This is a genomic window from Dorea sp. AGR2135, from assembly GCF_000420885.1.
GTDB classification, from domain to species: domain Bacteria; phylum Bacillota; class Clostridia; order Lachnospirales; family Lachnospiraceae; genus Dorea; species Dorea formicigenerans.
This window is the reverse complement of record NZ_ATVU01000007.1, coordinates 1-22,819: the sequence shown is the minus strand read 5'-3', so window position 1 is coordinate 22,819 and position 22,819 is coordinate 1. Positions and strand designations below refer to the sequence as shown.

Annotated in this window: 18 protein-coding genes and 1 pseudogene; 17 read left to right on the top strand and 2 right to left on the bottom strand. The window is 40.2% G+C overall.

The genetic code is table 11. The features are described from left to right. Positions 1–305 precede the first annotated feature (305 nt). From thiM to cytX, 5 genes are read left to right on the top strand one after another with little or no spacing between them, the layout of a single operon-like run. Positions 306–1,127, top strand: a complete 822-nt coding sequence (thiM, locus tag G593_RS0106205; protein ID WP_029731135.1) for a hydroxyethylthiazole kinase — start codon at positions 306–308, stop codon at positions 1,125–1,127. Then, the gene (gene thiE, locus G593_RS0106200) at positions 1,114–1,758 is read left to right on the top strand and encodes a thiamine phosphate synthase (RefSeq protein WP_022278659.1); all 645 of its coding nucleotides are present in this window, start codon (positions 1,114–1,116) and stop codon (positions 1,756–1,758) included. Before thiM ends, thiE begins: the two co-directional genes overlap by 14 nt. Next, the gene (locus tag G593_RS0106195) at positions 1,752–2,471 is read left to right on the top strand and encodes an HAD family hydrolase (RefSeq protein ID WP_029731134.1); all 720 of its coding nucleotides are present in this window, start codon (positions 1,752–1,754) and stop codon (positions 2,469–2,471) included. Before thiE ends, G593_RS0106195 begins: the two co-directional genes overlap by 7 nt. A 23-nt stretch (positions 2,472–2,494) precedes the next feature. After that, on the top strand, positions 2,495–3,298 hold the full coding sequence (gene thiD / locus G593_RS0106190) for a bifunctional hydroxymethylpyrimidine kinase/phosphomethylpyrimidine kinase (protein WP_029731133.1): 804 nt from the start codon (positions 2,495–2,497) through the stop codon (positions 3,296–3,298). A 15-nt stretch (positions 3,299–3,313) separates the two neighbouring features. Continuing rightward, positions 3,314–4,489 (top strand): putative hydroxymethylpyrimidine transporter CytX, encoded by a 1,176-nt coding sequence (gene cytX, locus G593_RS0106185; RefSeq protein WP_005340021.1) that lies wholly within the window; start codon positions 3,314–3,316, stop codon positions 4,487–4,489. On the opposite strand, the gene G593_RS0106180 is transcribed toward cytX, so the two are convergent. Then, positions 4,463–5,686 carry a 6-phosphofructokinase gene (locus G593_RS0106180; RefSeq protein ID WP_022278662.1) on the bottom strand — a complete coding sequence of 408 codons (1,224 nt, stop codon included), beginning with the start codon at positions 5,684–5,686 and terminating at the stop codon, positions 4,463–4,465. The two genes, cytX and G593_RS0106180, sit on opposite strands and share 27 nt — an antisense overlap. A gap of 226 nt (positions 5,687–5,912) precedes the next feature. Between G593_RS0106180 and G593_RS0106175 the strand changes: the two genes are divergently transcribed. The 12 genes and pseudogenes from G593_RS0106175 to G593_RS0106115 all read left to right on the top strand — a co-directional run bounded on the left by G593_RS0106175 (position 5,913) and on the right by G593_RS0106115 (position 19,756). Further along, positions 5,913–6,929: a glycosyltransferase family 2 protein gene (locus G593_RS0106175; protein ID WP_022278693.1), complete on the top strand. Its 1,017-nt coding sequence runs from the start codon at positions 5,913–5,915 to the stop codon at positions 6,927–6,929. A gap of 142 nt (positions 6,930–7,071) precedes the next feature. Next, positions 7,072–7,680, top strand: a complete 609-nt coding sequence (gene rbr, locus G593_RS0106170; protein ID WP_005340028.1) for a rubrerythrin — start codon at positions 7,072–7,074, stop codon at positions 7,678–7,680. A 10-nt stretch (positions 7,681–7,690) separates the two neighbouring features. Beyond that, the gene (locus G593_RS0106165; protein WP_029731132.1) at positions 7,691–9,478 is read left to right on the top strand and encodes a S8 family peptidase; all 1,788 of its coding nucleotides are present in this window, start codon (positions 7,691–7,693) and stop codon (positions 9,476–9,478) included. Positions 9,479–9,550: 72 nt separating this feature from the next. After that, entirely contained in the window at positions 9,551–9,745 is a 195-nt protein-coding gene (locus G593_RS0106160; RefSeq protein WP_005340033.1) for a helix-turn-helix domain-containing protein, read from the top strand. Continuing rightward, the gene (locus G593_RS0106155; protein ID WP_029731131.1) at positions 9,735–10,589 is read left to right on the top strand and encodes a KilA-N domain-containing protein; all 855 of its coding nucleotides are present in this window, start codon (positions 9,735–9,737) and stop codon (positions 10,587–10,589) included. The genes G593_RS0106160 and G593_RS0106155 overlap by 11 nt, the downstream gene beginning before the upstream one ends. Before the next feature lie 239 nt (positions 10,590–10,828). Next, positions 10,829–10,993, top strand: coding sequence for a hypothetical protein (locus G593_RS20075; protein ID WP_155961784.1), 165 nt, complete (start codon positions 10,829–10,831; stop codon positions 10,991–10,993). A 1,025-nt stretch (positions 10,994–12,018) separates the two neighbouring features. Then, a pseudogene (locus G593_RS21450) lies at positions 12,019–12,108 on the top strand (SEC-C metal-binding domain-containing protein); the annotation flags it as partial. Between the two features lie 13 nt (positions 12,109–12,121). Continuing rightward, positions 12,122–14,683 carry a DEAD/DEAH box helicase gene (locus G593_RS0106135; RefSeq protein WP_044994188.1) on the top strand — a complete coding sequence of 854 codons (2,562 nt, stop codon included), beginning with the start codon at positions 12,122–12,124 and terminating at the stop codon, positions 14,681–14,683. A gap of 51 nt (positions 14,684–14,734) precedes the next feature. Beyond that, positions 14,735–15,466 carry an SWIM zinc finger family protein gene (locus tag G593_RS0106130; RefSeq protein ID WP_029731128.1) on the top strand — a complete coding sequence of 244 codons (732 nt, stop codon included), beginning with the start codon at positions 14,735–14,737 and terminating at the stop codon, positions 15,464–15,466. Positions 15,467–15,539: 73 nt separating this feature from the next. Next, complete coding sequence (locus G593_RS0106125; RefSeq protein WP_029731127.1) at positions 15,540–16,457, top strand: AAA family ATPase; 918 nt, start codon at positions 15,540–15,542, stop codon at positions 16,455–16,457. 32 nt (positions 16,458–16,489) lie between these two features. Then, a complete protein-coding gene (locus G593_RS0106120; RefSeq protein ID WP_029731125.1) occupies positions 16,490–18,280 on the top strand; it encodes a hypothetical protein in 1,791 nt (596 codons plus the stop codon). Positions 18,281–18,364: 84 nt separating this feature from the next. Then, a complete protein-coding gene (locus tag G593_RS0106115; RefSeq protein WP_022278778.1) occupies positions 18,365–19,756 on the top strand; it encodes an alanine/glycine:cation symporter family protein in 1,392 nt (463 codons plus the stop codon). An 80-nt stretch (positions 19,757–19,836) separates the two neighbouring features. Here G593_RS0106115 and G593_RS0106110 read toward each other — a convergent pair whose 3' ends face one another. After that, a complete protein-coding gene (locus G593_RS0106110; RefSeq protein ID WP_044994169.1) occupies positions 19,837–22,239 on the bottom strand; it encodes a SulP family inorganic anion transporter in 2,403 nt (800 codons plus the stop codon). Positions 22,240–22,819: the final 580 nt, after the last annotated feature.

Here is a 22,819-nt window from a genome sequence, read left to right as displayed (position 1 = left end):
AGAATATTGCAAAGGAAATATGTATATACTATAAGAGAAAAGTGTGCTATAATTAATAAACTTGTAAAATTTTGTCTATTATGTATAATATATATGAAATGAATAACGAACAACAGGGGGCTTGCGTATCAAGCAGGCTGAGATTGGGATGAATGCCCTGACCTGCAACCTGATTTGGATAATGCCAACGTAGGGAAAGAGATGCGTAAATGTTAGCAGGTATATCTTTTATTAGGTATATCTGCTATTTGTGTTAGCAATATAAAAATCAGCGAATGTTCACAACACAAAAAGGAGAGAGAATAATGCTAGGTACATGTTTACAGAACGTTAGAGAAAAAGGACCGCTTGTCCATAATATTACGAATTATGTTACGGTCAATGATGTAGCAAATGTGATTCTTGCGTGTGGTGCAAGCCCAATCATGTCAGATGAGCCGCAGGACGTGCAGGATATCACTGCAATTTGCGGAGGTCTGAACATTAATATCGGAACGCTGAATGTAAGAACGATTGAAGGAATGTTGGCGGCAGGTCATAAGGCAAATGAATTAAATCACATGGTTCTGCTTGATCCGGTTGGTGCAGGAGCAAGTTCTCTTAGAACGAATACAGCTGTCAACTTGATGCAGGAAATAAAGTTTGATGTAATCCGTGGAAATATTTCCGAAATCAAGACATTAGCTGCAGGAAGCGGTACTACAAAGGGTGTTGACGCTGATGTAGCTGACGCAGTGACAGAAGATAATCTGGACGAAGCAGTTGCATTTGCAAAAGCATTTTCTGAAAAATCCGGAAGTATAGTTGCAATTACAGGAGCGATTGATCTTGTCAGCGATGGCAGAAAATGTTACGTGATCCGTAATGGACGTCCGGAAATGGGAAGAATTACAGGAACAGGCTGCCAGTTATCCGGACTGATGACAGCATATCTTGTTGCAAATCCTGAGCAGAAGCTTGAGGCGGCAGCAGCGGCAGTTTGTACGATGGGACTTGCCGGTGAGATTGGATGGAGCTACATGCAGAAAGGTGACGGTAATTCTACCTACAGAAACAGAATTATTGATGCTATTTATAACATGACAAAAGAGCAGTTAGACGAAGGAGCAAAATATGAAGTGCGATAAAAAAGATTTGCTGCTTTATGCAGTGACAGACAGAAGCTGGCTGAACGCAGAGACACTTTACAGTCAGGTTGAGAAGGCACTGGAAGGTGGAGCTACATTTGTACAGCTTCGTGAGAAACATCTCGATCACGATGCTTTTCTTCAGGAGGCAAAGGAAATCAAGGAATTGTGTGCAAAATATCAGGTACCGTTTGTGCTGGACGATGATGTGGAGCTTGCACTGGAAGTTGGCGCGGACGGAGTTCATGTAGGACAAAGTGATATGGAAGCAGGAGATGTCCGGGCAAAGCTTGGTGAAGATAAGATTGTCGGAGTTTCAGCACAGACAGTGGAGCAGGCACTTCTCGCTCAGGAGCGCGGAGCAGACTATCTTGGAGTCGGAGCCGTATTTCCGACCAGTTCCAAAGATGACGCAGTAGAAGTTGACCATGAGATGGTAAAAGCAATTTGTGAGGCTGTAGATATTCCAGTTATCGCAATTGGCGGCATCACAAAAGATAATGTGCAGGAGTTGTCAGGCTGTGGACTTTGTGGAATCGCAGTTATCAGCGCTATTTTCGCAAAACCGGATATTAAGAAAGCAACAGAAGAGCTGAAAGCAGCCACTGAGAAGATGGTGAAAGCATGTTAGAAAATAAATCTGACGTGGAGAAAAATGCATCAAAGCAGAAATGTTGTGGAAAAGTTCCCGTACAGAATATGGGGGGTGTCATCTTAGACATAGACGGGACAGTTCTGGATTCTATGTCCATCTGGCAGGACGCGGGTGTGAGATACCTTGCGAGTCAGCAGATTGAAGCAGAGCCTGGACTTGCCGAGAAGATTTATTATATGTCTATCCCGGAGGCTGCATTATATATGCGGACACGCTATGGGCTTGAACAATCTGTAGAAGAAATCAGTCAGGGGATCAAAGATGTAGTGAGAGAATTCTACTATTACGAGGCACCGTTAAAAGCCGGAGTAAAAGAATTTTTACAAAAAATGTCAGATAGAAAGATTCCGGTCGTGGCAGCGACAGCCAGTGATGAAGATCACCTGGAACATGCATTTACACGTCTTGGAGTACGCCAGTATTTTAAACACATTTTTACATGCGCGCAGGCAGGAGCTGGAAAGCAGAGCCCGGCAGTCTATCATATGGCAGCTGGATTTTTAGGCAGGACTCCGGAAGAACTGTATGTTTTTGAAGATGCATTGTATGCGATCCGGACAGCAAAACTGTCAGGATATCATACGGTTGGCGTGTATGACGAAGAAAGTAAAGAAGATCAGGAAATGATTCGCGAAGAAGCAGACATTTATATGGAAAGCTTCAAAGCGGCAGATATATTTTTCAAATAGAGTAAAAAAGGAAAGGTAAAATAATGAAAACAGCAGTAACAATTGCCGGAAGTGATTCCAGTGGTGGAGCAGGGATTCAGGCAGACATTAAGACAATGATTGCAAATGGCGTTTATGCGATGAGTGCAATCACAGCGTTAACCGCACAGAATACGACAGGTGTGACGGGTATTATGGAAGTAACACCGGAATTTCTGGGTGAGGAATTAGATAACATTTTTACAGATATTTATCCGGACGCAGTGAAGATCGGAATGGTATCTTCCGGTGCGCTGATTGAGAAAATTGCAGATAAACTGAAAGAGTATCAAGCAAAAAATATCGTCGTTGACCCGGTTATGGTAGCGACAAGTGGAGCGAAGCTGATCAGTGAAGAGGCAATCGGAACTTTAAAGAAACGTCTTCTTCCAATTGCCAGTGTTCTGACACCGAATATTCCAGAAGCAGAAGTTCTGGCGGAAATGGAGATTCACTCAGCAGATGATATGATCGAGGCTGCAAAGAAAATCAGTGATACATACCACTGCGCAGTTCTCTGCAAGGGCGGACATAAGTTGAATGATGCAAATGACCTGCTTTATCGTGACGGTGATTATCGTTGGTTCAACGGAAAACGTATTGATAATCCGAATACACATGGAACCGGCTGCACACTTTCCAGTGCCATTGCATCGAACCTTGCAAAAGGATTTGATATGGACACATCCGTAGAGCGTGCAAAAGATTACATTTCCGGAGCACTGGCTGCGATGCTGGATCTCGGGAAAGGAAGCGGACCTATGGATCACGGATTTGCAATTACGGGAGAATATAAGAAAGAAGCATAAAGAGGGAAAGACATCATGGAAGAAAAAAGAACAGGTTTATTTGAAAATGGACTGATCTGGTTTGGAGCAGGCGTTTCTATTGCGGAGATTCTGACCGGAACTTATCTGGCACCACTTGGAATGGGGAAAGGACTTCTTGCAATTATCGTAGGACATATCATCGGCTGCCTTATGTTATTCCTGGCAGGTGTAATCGGTGGTAAAGTCAGAAAAAGTGCAATGGAAACTGTAAAAATGAGTTTTGGACAGAAGGGAAGTATTCTGTTTGCAGTGTTAAATGTGCTGCAGCTTGTGGGCTGGACGGCGATTATGATTTATGATGGAGCACTGGCAGCAGATGGTGTCATGAATACCGGACGCTGGATCTGGTGCCTGGTCATCGGAGCGCTGATCATTCTGTGGATTGTTATTGGAATTACGAATCTTGGAAAAATAAACACGGTTGCTATGGCGGCATTATTTATCCTGACACTGATTCTTTGCAAAGTTATCTTCACAGGAAGCGGAGCTGGCGTACCATCGGATGACAGCATGACATTTGGCGCAGCAGTTGAACTTGCCGTTGCCATGCCATTATCCTGGCTTCCACTGATCAGTGATTATACAAGAGAAGCAAAAGAGCCGGTAAAAGCAACAGCAGTCAGCGCAATTACTTATGGTATTGTAAGCTGCTGGATGTATGTGATCGGAATGGGAGCAGCAATTATTACCGGAGAGTATGATATTGCACAGATCATGCTAAAAGCAGGTCTTGGAATCGCCGGACTTCTGATCATCGTATTTTCAACAGTTACAACAACATTTCTGGATGCATATTCCGCAGGAATTTCCAGTGAAACCGTTGTGAACAAATGGAATGGAAAACATGTGGCAATCGTGGTAACTGTGCTTGGAACGATTGCAGCAATTGTATATCCGATGGATAATATTACAGATTTTCTGTATCTCATCGGTTCCGTATTTGCACCGATGATTGCAATCCAGATTGCAGACTTCTTCTTGCTGAAACTGGATAAGAGTAATCAGGCAGTGCATGTACCGAATATGATTATCTGGGTGATAGGATTTATTGCGTATCGAATTCTGATGAATATCGATATGCCGGTAGGAAATACACTGCCTGATATGTTGATCACGATTATTCTGTGCCTCATTGTAGGGAAACTATTTTCGGTAAGCAAAAAGCGGTAAGCCGTTTTCTTCCGATACCACCACTTTTCCTTGGATCAGTGGTCTTGCATACTGTATAAATGTTTCTGTGACATCACAGCCGTCTTCTGTGATCCAATCAGATGGTACGGCTTTTTCCATGTTACAGATTTCATTTACATCGGCAGTTTCGTAGGAGAGCTCGTAAGGAAGATCACCGTTTCGGATAAATGTGATCATCTTGCCTGTCTCTCCTTTTAATGCAGCCTGAACACCAACGATTCCGGCATTTTCAGATTCATTTAAATCTGTAGCTGACAGGTATTCGCTGGAGCAGCGCTGGCATACATTTAACTCAATGGAGCGGACTTTTACGCCGATTCGCTCTTTGACAAGATTTTCCAGATATTTTCCGGATCCGGTCAGCATTTTATGACCAAAGGTATCGGTTCCAATATCACCGGCAAGTTCGCAGACAAAGGTTCCATTTTTGTCATGAATTCCTTCAGAGATGCATACAACTAAGTTTGGGGTTGTTTCCAGCATTTCCTGTACTTTTTTAAGAAATGCTTCCTGGTCAAATGCAGTTTCCGGCAGATAAATAAGGCGTGGGTTATCACCATCATATTTGCGGGCAAGGGCACTGGCGGCAGTGAGCCAGCCGGCGTGACGCCCCATAATTTCTACAATAGTGACAGATTTTTTGTTGTCATAAACACTTGCATCAATAGCAACTTCGCGGACCATGGAAGCAACATATTTTGCAGCACTTCCAAATCCCGGAGTGTGATCTGTGTGGACCAGGTCATTATCTATGGTTTTCGGAACACCGATAAAGCGAATATCGCTGTTGATCTTTTTGGCATATCGGGATAATTTACTTACAGTATCCATGGAATCATTTCCCCCAATATAGAAGAAATAACCGATACCATGCGATGTAAACTTGTTGAATAACAATGGATAAACAGGATCATTTAAATCTTCGGGAAGCTTGTAACGGCATGACCCGAGGTAAGAGCCGGGTGTTGTGCGGAGTAAGGAGAGTTCGTTCGTTTCAATGAGCGAACGCATATCCATCATATGTCCGTTTAAAAATCCTTCAATTCCATTAATCATACCGTATATTTCGTCGATTTCCTCAGTGTGTCTCATGGCTTCAGTGACTACGCCATACAGACTTCCGTTAATGACCGCAGTCGGGCCGCCGGATTGTCCGACAATCAGATTCTTTTTCATATGTGTACCTTCCTTTTGTTGAAAAATTATCAATTTTATCTCTACTATATCGAATCATAGCATTTTTTACAAGGAGATTGCAAAAAAGATATAAAAATTTTGGTTGGAAAAAGTGCACAGATGCTATATACTTAAAAAGATTCCTAAGGCTCTGCTTTGGGTAAGTAGTGATATAATAAGAAAGAAACTATAAATTCAAAAAGATGTGATATAAGGAGAAAGATGCATGAAATATATATCTTTTGCAATACCAAGTTACAATTCACAGGAATATATGTCTCACGCCATTGAGAGTATTCTTGTGGGCGGGGAAGATGTAGAGATTATAATTGTAAATGACGGATCTTCCGATGATACTTCTAAGATTGCACATGAGTATGAGGAAAAATATCCGACGATCATCAAGGCGGTGGATAAGGAGAATGGAGGTCACGGCGATGCTGTGAATTCAGGACTTACACATGCCACCGGAAAGTATTTTAAAGTTGTGGACAGTGATGACTGGGTAGATGCCGAGGCTCTTCGGAAGATTCTGGAATTTCTTAAGAAGCTGGAATCTGAAGATGAAGAGGTGGACATGCTCATTTCCAATTATGTTTATGAGAAAGTAGGAGCAACCCATAAGAAATGTATTCATTACCGTAATGTGCTTCCTCAGGATAAGATTTTCAAATGGGAAGAAATCGGACGGTTCCATTTGGATCAGTACATTCTGATGCATTCTGTTATTTATCGGACAGCGATGCTTAAGCTCAGCCAGTTAGAGCTTCCAAAACATACATTTTATGTAGATAATATTTATGTGTATTATCCGTTGCCATTTGTGCGAAAAGTGTATTACCTGGATGTGGATTTTTATCGTTATTATATTGGAAGAGAAGATCAGTCTGTCAATGAGAAAGTTATGATATCCAGACTGGATCAGCAGATTTTTGTTACAAAGGCAATGATTGATATGTACCAATTAAAAAATGTAAAATGCAAGAAACTGAGAAATTATATGATTAATTATCTCGCAATCATGATGACTGTTTCTTCCATTTTATGTATCCGATCTAAGAAAACAGAAAACCTGGAGAAGAAAAAAGAACTGTGGATATATCTGAAACAGAAGGATTTCAAGACATTTATGAAGATCCGTTACGGAATACTTGGACAGACCATGAACATCCCGGGAAGACCCGGACGAAAGATATCCTCTCTTGCGTACAGTGTGGCAAGAAGAATTATAGGATTTAATTAGGAAAAAGTATGAGAATGACACAAAAACAAAACATATTAACAAAAACAGGTATTCTTGAAAGTGAACTGCAAAGAGAATAAGAGGGAATAATTGTACAGCCATGGAGCATACTACTTATAGAAGTAAGAAAGGAGTATGTACCATGGCTGTTGATTTTAGTAAAAGTAAGACAAGAGAAAATTTGATGCGGGCATTTGCAGGAGAGAGTCAGGCAAGGAATCGTTATACAATTGCGGCAAAGCAGGCGAGTCGTGATAATCTGTATTCCATTAGCCAGATTTTTTTATTCACTGCAGATCAGGAGCGGGCACACGCGGAAGTGTTTTATGAATTATTGAGAGGTCAGACAGAGCAGACGATTGAAATTTGTGGCGGGTATCCAGTAAATCTTGCAGAAAATGTGACAGATCTTCTGAAAAGTGCGGTGCATAATGAAATGCAGGAGTTTGAAGACGTTTATCCGGAATTTGCTAAAATTGCAAAAGAAGAAGGTTTTGATCAGGCATCAGGAGCATTTGACATGATCGCAAAGGTAGAAGCTGTGCATGGACGTCGCTTTGCATTGCTTGCAGAACTGCTTGGGAAAAATCAGTATTTTGAAAATCCAGATGGAGGGGAATGGATGTGTATGAATTGCGGACATATTCAAAAAGGAAAAATGGCACCGCCTGTATGTCCAAGTTGTCATTATGATCGAGGCTATTTTATTCCGGTAGAATTGGCACCATATTTGATGCCTGAGCTCATTTAAGGGAGTAGAAATGCAGAGTCAGAAATTAGAAAATCTCTTGAATCAGGCATTGAATGCCACGGAAAGTGAACGTGAACGATCTCAGGAATTGAATGTAGGATATAATCCTGTGGACCAGGTGTGGGAGTTGATTATCAAATATTCCGGTAATTTAAAGATAGTCCGACAGATTTCTGAGAGAGTTACAGAGCTGTTAAATGAATATGCTATTATTCATATACGTCAGTCACAGATACCGGATCTGGTACAGATTGTAGAAGTAGAATATGTGGAAAAACCAAAACGATTATTTTTCCAGGTACGAAATGGGAAACGGGTGTCTTGTATCAATGAGGTACAGGACGCCCGTTTTTCGCTTACGGGACAGGGAGTACTTGTGGCAGTCATAGATTCCGGGGTTGATTACACACTACCTGATTTTCGGAATGAAGACGGGACAACGAGAATCCGTTATCTGTGGGATCAGTCATTAAAGGCGGTGGAGGGGGAGCATGTGCCGAAAGGATATGGAATGGGAGTGGAGTATACAAAGGAAGAGATAGATGCTGCTTTTCCAGATTTTTATCATGTAATAACACCGAAAAATATAGTGACACAGGAAGCGATAACTATCCGTACGCGTGATATTTCAGGACACGGAACGGCGGTAGCCGCTATTGCGGCTGGAAATGGAAGAGGAAGCGGCGGTGTTTATGCAGGAGTTGCCCCTCAAAGCGAATTCATTGTAGTAAAACTTGGAAATCCTATGTCTGGGGGATTTCCAAGGACGACGGAGCTTATGCAGGGAATTGATTATGTTATACGCAAAGCACAAGAGCTGCGAATGCCGGTGGCTGTGAATATCAGCTTTGGCAATACATACGGAGCCAGAGACGGAACGTCATTATTAGAGCGATTTATTAATGACATTTCTAATATCTGGAAGAGTTGCATTTGTATCGGAACAGGAAATGAAGGGGCAACCGCAGGGCATACATCTGGGAGAGTATCAGAAAATGTCAGAGCAAATAGAGAACAGGAGATTGAGCTGGCAGTGCAGGAAAAACAGCCATCGTTAAATGTTCAGATTTGGAAAAGATATGTAGATCAGATAGATATTTCAATTGTATCGCCTACAGGTACACGTATCGGGCCAGTCAAGGAGCAGCTTGGAACACAGCGATTTACTGTCGATGCAACAGAAATACTTTTGTATTACGGGGAGCCAAGTCCATTTAGCACAAACCAGGAGATCTATCTGGATTTCCTCCCACGCGGGAGCTATATAAACAGCGGAGTGTGGACAATGGTTCTGACACCGAGAAAAATTGTGGATGGACATTATGAAATGTGGATCCCAGGCGAAGGAACATTGAATCCGGGAACCGGATTTCTCAGACCAGTAAGCAGCACGACACTTACAAATCCGGCAACTGCGATGCGGGCAATCACAGTAGGAGCATATGACAGCCTGACATTTTCCTATGCAGATTTTTCCGGGCGTGGACCACTGACCGGAGAAAGTGCAAGTGCAGTCAAACCAGATCTTGTGGCGCCGGGAGTAAATGTGAGCACGATATCTGTTGGAGGAAGCGTGATGCAATTCAGCGGAACGTCTTTTTCCACACCATTTGTGACGGGGAGTGCGGCACTTTTAATGGAGTGGGGAATTGTAAGAGGAAATGACAGCTATCTGTATGGGGAGAAGGTCAAGGCTTATCTGAGAAGAGGGGCGGAACCATTTCCGGGGATTGAAAAATATCCAAATGAAATGGTGGGATATGGGCGGCTCTGTCTTGCAGAGAGTATTCCGAAATGAAGATGATAGATGTTGTAATAAATGAAAAAATATGCTATAATATATACACAATGTGTAAATGGTGGGAGAAAAATGGAAATAAAAGAATTACGAGAAAGTACTGGAATGAACAGAAAGGAATTTTGTGAGTATTTCGGAATTCCTTACAGAACCGTAACAGAATGGGAAAGAGGAACAAGAAAAATGCCAGATTATGTTTTTAGATTATTAGCATATAGGATAAAAATGGGAAATTTTGCAGAAAAGGAAGAAGTGGATGAAGAATAGAATAATTAATGTACAAGATGTACCAATTTCAATTTCACAACAAGAACTGGATGATTATATTTGTATTACGGATATTGCAAAAGCTAAAACAGGAGAATCACGTAGCGCTGATGTTGTGAAAAACTGGCTACGAAATAGAAATACATTAGAATTTTTAGGAACGTGGGAAATGATTTATAATCCTGATTTTAAAGTGGTCGAATTCGACCACTTTAAATCTGAAGCGGGTTTACATACATTTGTATTAAGCGTTGCGGAATGGATTAATAAAACGAATGCTATAGGATTATATGTAAAGCGTGGAAAATATGGTGGCACATATGCACACAAAGATATTGCATTTGAATTTGCATCTGCAATCAGTCCGGTATTTAAACTATATCTGATAAAAGAATTTCAACGGTTAAAGGAAGAAGAAAACAATTCTGAACAAAAGGAATGGGATGCAAAACGGTTTTTAAGTAAAAATAATTATCTGATCCAGACGGATGCTGTAAAAAGATACTTGCTTCCTCAAATGAATTACAGAGAAAACCTTCAATGGCTTGCATATGCGGAAGAAGCAGACATATTAAATGTAGCATTATTTGGATTTACGGCGAAAGCATGGAGAGAGGCAAATCCTGAACTTGCGAAGAAAAACAATGTCAGAGATTTTGCAACAATTAATGAATTAACAGTTCTATCCAATCTGGAATCACATAATGCACAGATGCTGCGTGAAGAAAAAGGAGAAAGATTCAAAATATTACAAGAGATTGCTGAATATCAGCTGAATGTCTTGAATGCAGCTGAAGAGATCAAAATGATGGAGAGTGATAAAGTAACTGCCAGAAGTATATAACATCCTCTATAGAGAAATATGCGGTTTTAAGCCATTTTCGTGGCAAAAAAGCCGCATATTTTTTTGCAGCAATGACTTGACATCCTCGGCGGCATTATGTACAGCACAAAGTATCTCTAAAATATGAAAAATGTGAAGTTTTTACAACTACTATCAGGGGGGAATGATATAATAAGTGTAGAGATTGTTAGTTGATGATATAGGAAGGAGGAATCAGGGATGAATTAGCGGATAATAGGATGATAAATAAAATCGAAAAATTACTTCAAGAGGCAAGAACACATGTTGCAGTTGAAGTGAATAATACTCTTCTAAGAACATACAAGGAAATTGGCAAATTGCTGGTTGAAGATATTGATTTGCATGAAAATGAAGAAAATTCAAGAATGCCTTGGCATTCTTGAATTCAATATACAAAAAGGATACAGCCTTTTCGTGTCTGTAGTTATGTTGAAAAATAAAGAATGTGAGGAAAAGAAAAATGGCAAACTTAAGATTAAAGAAACTGATATTGGAAGTTGTAGATAATCAGTTAAGAGAAAATGACCCGCCTGTGACGAGAGAATCTTACAACAGACTGATTGACGCAGGATATTCTGTGAGTGAAGCGAAAGAAAAAATAGGTGCGGTTGTAATAGAAGAAATTTATGATGTAATGAAAGAAAATCAGCCCTATGATGAAAAAAGATATGCGCAGGCGTTACGAAACATGGTGCAGCAGTGCATAGATTATGAAGATACACATGAAATTCTGACAGAATGGGACGAATGGGACAATTTAGTTCAGGAGGGCTATGAAGCTCAGTATGAACAGAATTATGAGAAAATGATTCCATTATGGTGGAAAGCCTGGGGGATTTTTCAGAAGATTGTTGAAAATGCAGAGTATAAAATTGGAATTACAGAACTTATGGAATCACAGGATTATCAATATCCGATAGATGCATGGTTGCAGGATTTTGAAATGGAACTTGGAAATGCAGGTGAGCACGAAAAGCGTGTAGAATTCTGTAGTAGAATCTTGGAAATGCTAAACTTTAGCTTTGATGATGGCAGCAATTTTAAATCTGCAATCGGGGAAGAGTTATACGCAGAAGGCAAAATTGAACAGGGACGGAAATGGTTTGAAGACTGGCTGAAAAAAGAACCACATAACCAGAATGCCTTGAGCGTCTGGAGTTGGTGTGTACAGGAAGAAAAAGGAGCAGAAGAAGCCTACAAAATTATTCGTAGAGAAGTTATTGGGATTGGCTGTACGATGGAAAATGAGTTGCTTTTTGAACGGGCGAGATTATTGGCACAACATCTGGAAAAGGCAGAAGATCTGAAATGGATAGAGTCACAGCTGGAGGTTTTTTCCGATACACTTGAGAAAGCGGATATTTATAATGATCTTTATGATGATTTTAGAATGCCGGTGCAGAAGCCAATTGTAAAAGAGAAGAAAGTGTATCCAAACGATCCATGCCCTTGTGGAAGTGGAAAAAAATATAAAAAATGTTGTGGAAAAAAACAGTAACGGAGATTTCAATATGCAAAGACAGTACATTTTTACAAAAAACGGATTCTATCCGGAAAATACAGGAGAAGAAACAGAAGACGAGGAATCAGCAGAATTTTTATATGATATGGGAAATATAGAGAGTCCATCAAAACTTACAGTTTCAGGATATTTCCTTTATCTTGTATCCGATGCATTTTTCAAAGAATTGACCAGACTTCCGGAGCTGGAAATTGCAAGGGATAAGATAAAAGTAGCTCCGACACAGGAATGCATTGAACGGTTGCTTAATGCAACCCCATATGCAATCGGAACAGAATTTATTGATGAAAAGTGGATACGAAACAGATTTTCAGAATTGGAAACAATTTTTCAAGGTCAGATCAGAAACTATAAAGGTTCAGTGGCAATGTATCTGGCAGAGAGAAATCAAAGCCTGCATGTGCCAGAGCGTATTTTCCTTCATCTTGTAGAAAGTAAAAATGATGATGCTCCATTTGCATTTATAGCAACCTATGCATCCAGGCAGTCAGATGGAAGCGTACAGCATATGCCGCTCCAATATGCGTTGACTGAATATAGAGACGACAGAGAAAAACTCCTTACTCTTTTATCGAGTTTAAATCGCGCGGCAGAAGTCTCTCCTTTGATCGCGGAATTAATGGAAAGTGGAGAAATGTTTCACACGCTGAAATTCACAGTGGATGATGCATATTCATTTTTAAAAGATATCGAGAAAATCGAAGAGACAGGAATTTTATGCAGAATACCTAATTGGTGGAGAAAGAAAAATTCCATGTTATCTGTCAATGTAAAACTGGGTGAAGAAAAACCATCCATGGTAGGCTTTGATGCACTTGTTTCTCTTCAGCCGTCATTAGAAGTAGATGGAGTCAGACTGACACAAATTGAGATTGAGCAGTTGCTCAGACAGACGGAAGGACTGGCATTTTTAAAGGGAAAATGGATTGAAGTCAATCATGAAAAATTAAGAAAGCTTCTGGAAGAAATGGAGGATATTCCAGAGAGCTTATCTTTTAGAGATGCAGTTCAACTGGAAATGGGAAATGACAAAATCCTTCCAGATGTTGGAATTGTAGTTTCAAATGGAGTGTGGATGTCGAGAATGCTTCTTAATCTCAGGGAACCGAATCGAATTCGAAGTGTAGCTGTTCCGAAGACTTTGAAAGCAACACTACGGCCATATCAAAAAAGCGGCTATAGCTGGTTGAACTATATGAATCGGCTAGGATTTGGAGCATGTCTCGCAGATGATATGGGACTTGGAAAGACAATTCAGGTTCTGACATATCTCGAAAAATTGAGAAAAACAGATAAAGATGCAAAAGTATTATTAATCGTTCCGGCTTCTTTGATTGGAAACTGGCAGAGAGAAAAAGATAAATTTGTCCCTGCTATGAACAGTGTAATCCTGCACGGAAAGCCATCAACAAAACTGGCAGAAGAAGCAAAAGAGGAATTACCATTTTTAACAATTACAACATACGCAATGGCGACAAAAATAGAACCATTGAAGGAAAAAGAATGGGATTGTCTGATTCTTGATGAGGCGCAGGCAATAAAAAATCCAACGACGAAGCAGACAAGAGAGATCAAAAAAATGAAGAGTAAGATGCGGATTGCTATGACTGGTACACCGATTGAAAATGATCTTACGAACCTTTGGTCATTATTTGACTTCCTTAATCATGGCCTTTTAGGGGCTTCAAAAGAATTTCATGAGTTTTGCAAGGGATTAGAAGAGCATCCGGAAAAATATGCAAAATTGAAATCTATGATCAGTCCGTTTATGCTCAGACGAGTGAAAACTGACAAAAATATTATTTCTGATCTACCGGAAAAAGTGGAAATGTTAGATTATGCTGCCTTATCCAGAAAACAGACCGTATTGTATCGAAAAGCTGTATCGGATATGGAAAAACGTGTTCTTGAAGCAGAGGGGATTGAAAGAAGAGGAATTGTACTTGGCACAATTACAAAACTGAAACAGATCTGTAATCATCCGGATCAGTATCTGGGACAGGATGATTATAGCCCGGCAGACAGCGGTAAGTTTGCATTGTTAAAAGAATTGTGTGAGACAATTTATGAGAAACGTGAGCGAGTAATTGTGTTTACGCAGTTTAAGGAAATAACAGAATATCTTGCAGAATATCTGACGGGAATTTTTCATGCAAAAGGGTATGTGATCCATGGGGGTACACCTGTAAAACGCAGGACAGAAATAGTTGAAAAATTTCAAGGTGAAAGATATGTTCCGTTTATTGTGTTGTCTGTTAAGGCGGCAGGAACAGGGCTGAATCTCACGAAAGCAAATCATGTGATACATTTTGACCGCTGGTGGAACCCGGCAGTTGAAAATCAGGCGACCGACCGTGCGTTCCGTATCGGACAGACAAAAGATGTAATGGTTCATAAGTTTGTAAGCAAAGGTACTATTGAAGAAAAAATAGATGCAATTATTAATTCAAAAAAGGAACTTGCTGAAAATGTGATAGGATCAGGTGGAGAAAAATGGATTACAGATCTTAATAATGAAGAGCTGTTCTCCTTGCTTCGGCTTGAAGAATAAAAAGAACAAAATATTGTATAAGTATATGAAACGAAAAAAGAGGGAAAATAAATGAAAAAATACTGGGATGAAAGGCAGCAGTTTGAACAGCCAAGCGGCGAACTGTTGAAAAAGAATGCCGGGGCAAGTATTGAAAAGCAACGGAAAAAAGGAAAAGAAGTTCATCCAATTATAGTCAAAGGCAGAAAGATTACGAAGACATGGTGGGGAAATGCATGGTGTGAGAATCTGGAAAGATATGCAGATTATGAGTCAAGGCTGGAACGCGGAAAACGTTATGTCCGAACGGGAACGGTTGTGGATCTTCAGATAAAGAAGGGGAAAATAGAAGCAAAAGTACAGGGGAGACGAAAAACCCCATACAAGGTGGAGATACGGATCAGTCCGCTCAATCAGGAACATTGTCAGAATATCATTGAACAATGCAGTGAAAAGATTGAGAGTATGGAAGAATTGCTGGCGGGAAATTTCCCGGTTGCCATGAAAGAATTATTTGCAGGTGAAAATGGACTTTTTCCGAATCCAAGTGAAATTAGTTTCGGATGTAGTTGTCCTGACTGGGCATTGATGTGCAAGCATGTCGCAGCAGCGTTATATGGCGTCGGAGTGCGGCTGGATGAAAATCCGGCACTTTTCTTTGAACTGCGTGGAATTAATATGGGGAAATTTATAGATGTGGCACTGGAAAATAGAGTGGAAACCATGCTTGCTAATGCAAAAAAGCCAAGTAGCAGAATTATTGATGACAATGTAAATATCAATCAATTGTTTGGAGTTTTATAGCATCCAGGAGATGTAGGCAATCTCTAAAAGAAGTATAGATGGTAAGTTTAGAACAGAAGGGAAGCGACAGCATTTGTTAGAAAAATTACGAGAACTTGGAATCAGAGATGATTTGATTGATGAGATAAAAAAATTTCGTGAAAGTTATCCGGCAGAAAAATCTTATGAGGAAAGAATTCCAAAGCTGGAGCAGTTTTATTATGGGAAAGATGTGTGGGAGCAGGCAATTACAGCTATTCTATGCGGGCAGAATCTTCTGCTTGTCGGACATAAGGCGACAGGAAAGAATCTGTTTGCTGAGAATCTGGCCGGAGTTTTTATGCGGCCGCGATGGGATGTGTCTTTTCATGTGAATATGGATGCTGCTTCCCTCATAGGGATGGATACATTTCGCGGCGGTGAAGTGACTTTCCGGCCCGGCCCGGTATATACAGCAGCAAAAACAGGTGGTTTTACGGTATTGGATGAAATTAACATGGCAAAAAGTGAAGCTATGGCAGTGCTGCATGCAACATTGGATTTTCGTAGGGCCATTGACGTTCCGGGGTATGAAAGAATAGAACTTCACCCTGCAACGCGGTTTATTGCAACCATGAATTATGGATATTCCGGCACAAAAGAACTGAATGAAGCATTGGTGTCACGTTTTGCCGTCATTCAGATGCCGATGATTGCCAAAGAAAGCCTGATAAAACTGATAAGAAAGAACTCTCCGGCAATCCGGGAAGATGCGGCAGAAGAGTTAGCAGCATTATTTTTAGATTTACAGAAAAAATGTGAAAATGCTGAGATTTCTTCTAAGGCACTGGATCTTCGAGGCCTTTTGGGAGCAATCGATCTGATGGAAAAAGGACTTGATATTCATACAGCGCTAGATATGGGAATTGCGAACAAATCGTTTGATCCATATGAGCAGACATTGATCCGGGATACGATTCAGGCAAGGATTTCAAGAAAAATCCAAAGAAAGGATGTTTTTCGCAAAAAATAATAAAATATGCAAATATTTACAAGGTGACAGGAATGGAAGAGCAGGAATTAATAGAAGCGAAAAGAGCACGTAATTTTATATGGACTGCAGCAGAAAAGTATGAATTTGAACCGATGTTTCTTGCCTTTTCCCCGGATGGAACAGCAGATATGTATTTGAACCTGATTATCGGACTGGCATATAAATGGTACGATCAGGAAAAAATAGACGTATTTTTTAATCAGTTAGGAGGAAAGAACCAGGAGTTATATGAAGGGCTTCTCTGGATTGGGCTGGAAAATGCATTGTATCAAAAAGAAGAGAAGAAAAGGACAGCACTTTTGGATTTGAGGAAAGAGTATGCCAGAGAAAGCCTGAGACGTTATCGGAAATATAAAGAGTATTCCAGAATTGATCAGATACGAAACGGACATTGCAGAGAAATTTTGGGACAGTCATCAGGGTTAAAAGAGGAAGATGAGCAGATTTTACATGCGTTTTCTTTTTCAGAAGATATGTCAACGGATCAAATTCTGGAACAGACAAGAGAAAATCTGTGGAAATATTTTGCGTATCGTCCGACTGAAAAGAAGAAAGGAAATTATTTTCTGCAGAAGGTATCCGGAGCATTTCAGTCTTTTGGAAAAGTAAGTGCTACTTATGTACGTGCCAGAAATTATGATGACCAAAATACATTTTTTGATGGGAAATCGGGAATAATGGAGCGAGGCAGACACTATATATTCCAGTTGCCGCTACAGAGAAATCCGGAAGAAACAAAAAGATATGTAGAGGCATGTTTTGGGAAGAGTATCTATTCGCAAGAATACCAGGAAAAAATAGAACAAAAATTGTGTGTGGGAAATCATAAAAATTGTCATCTTTTATTTACAAAAGGGAATTCAAGAGCAAGGGAGGATGGCCTGAAAGAGTCGGAGACAGAAAAAAACAGAAATAAGATATATACTGGTGAAAATGAATTATCCAAGATAAAAGGAAAAAGAGAAAAAAAGGAAATTAGAGAATTTCAGGCAGAGACTGCCAGACAATATGAGAAGAATAAAAAACATTATGAACAGAATTATTCGATTTATCAGAATGCCATTCGAAGACTTACAGAAAAGCTAAAGATTTGTCTTGAGGAACAAGAAGAGAGATTTTCAGAGAAAGCAGCTCACGGAAAACTAAATCCACAGGAAGTGTGGAAAGCAGTCTATCTGGACGATCCAAGAGTATTTGAGAGAAAAGAAGAGGTAGAAATTCCTGGATTTTCTGTTGATATTCTCATAGATGCCTCTTCTTCGAGAAAGCAGATGCAGGAGCGGATTGCGGCACAGGCGTATATTTTATCCAAAAGTCTGAAACAATGTAAGATTCCGGTACAGATTTATTCTTATTGCAGTATCCGCGGCTATACGATATTGCACATTTTCCCTAATTGCAAAGAAGAGAGAGAGGATGAACTGTTCCGGTATGTTGCAGCGGGAAACAATCGCGATGGACTTGCACTTCGGGCGGCAGGACACTTGATGGAGAACGGCGAAAAAAGAAAAAGAATTTTACTCGTACTGACAGATGCAAGCCCGCAGGATGATCAGGATAGTGGAGAAGGTGCTTTTTATAAAAATAAAGAATACACAGATCTGCTTGCGATTCAAGATACTGCAAAAGAAGTGCAGAATCTGAAACAAAAAGGAATTCAGGTGATCGGAATTTTTATGGGAAGTGCGCGCTCTGGAGAAGTAGCAGGAAAGATTTTTGGGCAAAATCTGATTAAGATTCGAAATATCAGTGATTTTTCACAGGCGGTCGGAAGAGTATTGCAGGAAATTGTTTTTTCATGAAAAGTATTTGCACAATATATTGAGATATAGTATGATAGTGCAGAGCGTTAAAGTGACAAAGAGCTCAGAAAGGATATTTCTGAAATGGTTGTATCGTTAATTGAAAGAATTTATGCATTATTGTGGGGAGATTTGATACATGTTCCATTGCCGGGTGGAGATAGTGTGGGAATCTCATTGCTGATTATATTATTGATTCCGACAGGGATTTATTTTTCAGTGCGGACAAAAGTATTACCTTTGCGTTTGTTCCCGGATATGATTCGGGCACTGATGTCAAAGAAGGAGAATAAAGACAGTCTGTCCACGTTTCAGACGTTGATCGTATCAACAGCGACGAGAGTCGGCATGGGAAATCTTGTCGGGGTTGTAGCTGCAATTTCCGCAGGAGGTGCAGGAGCGGTCTTTTGGATGTGGGTGACAGCCCTGATTGGCTCTTCAACAGCATTTGTAGAGGCAACGCTGGCACAGATTCACAAAGAAAAAGATCCACTTTACGGAGGATACCGTGGAGGTCCGGCTTACTATATTCATCACTATATGGAAGAAAAGACAGGAAAGAAGAAAAATCATACCTTGATTGCAGTCCTGTTTGCAATTTCCGGTCTGATCTGCTGGTGTGGAATCAGCCAGGTAATCAGTAATTCAGTTGCATCTTCTTTTGAAAATGCATTTCATATTCCACCGCTTTATACAACGATTGTCCTTGTTGCAGTTGCGGCAGTGATCGTCCTTCGTAAAAACGCGACGGTAAAAGTTCTGGACCTGATCGTGCCGATTATGGCTGTATGTTATTTCTTCATTACGATTTTTGTTATTCTCATAAATATGAAAAGTATTCCAAGCGTATTTGGTCGAATCTTTGAGGAGGCATTTGGAATCAGACAGGTTGTATCTGGAGGATTTGGTGCAGTTCTTATGAACGGCGTAAAGAGAGGTCTGTTTTCAAATGAGGCGGGTTCTGGATCAGCACCATGTGCGGCAGCGGCAGCAGAATGTGATTTTCCGGTAAAAGCAGGACTTACACAGGCGCTGGGAGTATTTATTGACACCATTGTGATCTGTAGCTGTACTGCAATGATCATGCTGTTGGCACCGGAAAATGTAGTCGCCGGAAAGTCAGGAATGGATTTACTACAGTCAGCAATGAAATATCATCTTGGAGAATTTGGTGTAATCTTTATAGCACTTACATTATTTTTATTCAGTTTCTCGACATTTTTAGGAATACTCTTTTACGCAAGAAGTAATGTATCCTATCTCTTTGGCGATAAATGGTTCTGGCAGACTGCTTATAAAGTACTTGCACTTGTAATGCTGTTCATTGGTGGAATTGCAGCTTATACATTTGTTTGGGATCTGGGGGATGTAGGAATTGGTCTTATGACCATATTTAACACTGGAATTCTGTATCTCATGGGTGGTCAGGCATTAAAAGCATTGAAAGAATATGAAAGTAATAAAGAGAAAAAATAGAAATATTGAACGAAAAAAGACAACACATGCGTCGTGTATGTGTTGCCTTTTTTTGTATGCGTTTAGTGGAAATCTTTGAATTAATGTCGGCGAATATATTCTAGAAATTGTCGCTCAAGATTGGATTCCTGTTCGGCAGTATTCTCGTCAAGTTCATATTCTTTTTGTATATTATCAGAATCTTGTGCCGCATCGGAATCTTGTGCCGCACCGGAATCTTGTGCCACATCAGAATCTTGTGCTGCATCGGAATCTTGTGCCACATCGGAATCTTGTGCCGCACCGGAATCTTGTGCCACATCAGATTCTTGCGCTGGAACGTCTTCTTTTTCAAAAGTTTGATTTGGCTGAGGTGTTTGTTCTTGAGGTTCTACGCTTGCACGCTGAAGTTCTAATCGTTCTTCAAGCTTTCGGCGATGTTTCTGTAACTTATCGAAGACTTCCGGATGTTCACGTAGAACACGGTCTCTTAAAATACGTCTTCGTTTTTCAATTAACTGAAGAACTAATGGTTGGTTTTCTGCCAGTGCCTGTGACAACTCATTGAGATGAAGCTCGATACGGCGAAGTAATTCGTCCTCATCAAAGGCACCAAGAGAATGCCAATTTTCAAGGTGGTCTACAAGACCGTTTTCAAGAATCTCTTCAATATCCTTTAATCCGTGAATATGATTTAAGATGTGGTGAACTTCATGTTCCATTTCCTCGACTACCTGATCACCATAAGCCCATGCAAATTCCTCCAGTGTATCTTCATCTTCTGCAGGAAGAAATGTCAGGTTTAGTTTTACGCTTTCTTTTTCAGAATCCGGGATATCCAGTTCATATGGAGCGTAAATATCTGCGTCGTGAAGAGCAGCCAGTATTGTCCGGCGGACATGTCCCTCGCGAATCAGATGTTCAACACCTAACTGACGCATTTGCTGGTTCAATTTTTCAGTATGTTCAGTGATATAAAAATGTATTCCAAGGTCTGTCAGACGCGAAGATAATTCCGCAAGACGGTCTGCAGCAGTAATGTCGATGTTGTTGATTGCTCTTGCGTCAATGATTACAACTTGCGTATCAGGACTGACTGCATCTTCAAGATCTTCCTGAAGAATCTTTACATTTGCGAAAAACAGGTTTTCATTAAACTGGTACATGACAACGCCTTTGATAGGATACGCATGTACATTTCTTATAAGGTCATAATATCCATCTTTTCCGGGAATCACACCAAGAAAAGAACGAGTTGGATTCGCGGATTTTGTGATAACGGCAAAGAATGAAAGCAATACACCGATGAGCACACCGTAAATTGTTCCTAAAAATAATACACTGATACAGGCTGCCATGAAAATGTAAAAATCCTGTTTGCTTAGTCGGAAGAGGCGGATACATAAATGAACCTCTACAACGTCCATAAGTGCGGATATCACAATTGCGGTCAGAACCGGAATCGGCAGGTATCCAATGAAGCCTGTGAAAAATAACAGTAGAATTGCCATAGTAATGCCTGCAGCAATGGAAACTACTTGAGAGTGCCCGCCATATTGTTCGTTCATAGATGTCCGGGAAATGCTTCCATTCACCGGGCAGCAACCTACAAATGCAGAGGCAACATTACCGGCAGCACAGGCTAAGATTTCTTGGCGGTCATTCAGATTGTAACCATTGCGGAAAGCAAAATTGTTTTCTGCAAGCAAAGTTTCAGCCATTACAACCAGTGAAATCATCAGTCCACGCCCAACAGCCTGAGCCAGATCTACCTGACTAAAGTCAGGAATGAAAAATGGCGGAAGTCCGGTTCCAACAGAATCAAGCAGTGCCACACCCTTTGCGTCAACATGGAAATACACAGTAGATACTACGCCTGCAGCCATGATAAGAATTGCAATTGGAAATTTTGGAATCCATTTTTTGCATATTCTTATAATAAGTAATGTACCAAGTCCTAATCCGAGAGAAATCCCGTGGAAATCCTGACCGGCGGCATAAATATGTTCTGCAAGTTCGATGATTTCACCAGATCCTGCAGAGCTTCCCATAAGTTTCGGAATCTGCATGAAGATAATAGTTAAAGAGATTCCACTGATGAATCCGCCCATAACAGGGGTTGATATAAAGTTTACAATCCGATCGGCTTTTATAATGTAAAAGAAAAGAAGCCACAGACCAGTAAAAAGTGCCAAAATCGGTATATAATTCAACGCAGCTTCAGATCCGGGAACAATACCAAGAGAAAGCAGCGCACTGCCTGCAAGAGCAGCGGGAGCAGCATCTACACCAAAAATAAATTGTTTTGATGTAGAAAAAATTGCGAATAATAATATAGGAAGAATAGAACCATACAAGCCATAAGCCGGAGGAAGCCCGGCAATCTGTGCATATCCCATGGAAATGGGAATAGATACAGCGGCTATAATGATACCAGAGAAAATGTCCTGTTTTAAATAATCCTTTTTATATTTTTTTAATGTTGATAAAAGCTGTATTTTCATAAGTAAAAGAACCTCCGTCTAGCAATTATAACAGTAAGTAGACAAAAGAACAATATTGGAGACGTAGTGTTTTGTTAAAATGTAAGATCGGAAATTATGGCTCGAAGTGCATTCTTAAAACTGTAGTTATGATAGAAAGTAAAAAACTGAATTGTGTGAATTGCGCGAATAAAATAAAAAATAAAAATAATATTGACAATTAGAAAAGGACATGGTATATTAATTAAGCTGTTTCGAACGACAGAGATGATTGGAACAAACAGCAAAAAAGAAAAATAAAAAAGTTGTTGACAAGCGATTGTGAATGTGATAATATAAATAAGCTGTCGCTGAGACGACACCAAAGAAAAAGATCCTTGATAATTAAATAATAGACAACAACCCTGAAGATTCTTTAAGAGAAAATTCAGAACGGACATTGAATGACAATGTCGACCTTAAAACAGTAAAAGGGATAAGAAAGCTAGTAGTTTTCTTGACCTGGAACGAACTTTGATTTTAAATCCGAGTCGAATCGGAATTAAGATTTTTAAACGAGAGTTTGATCCTGGCTCAGGATGAACGCTGGCGGCGTGCTTAA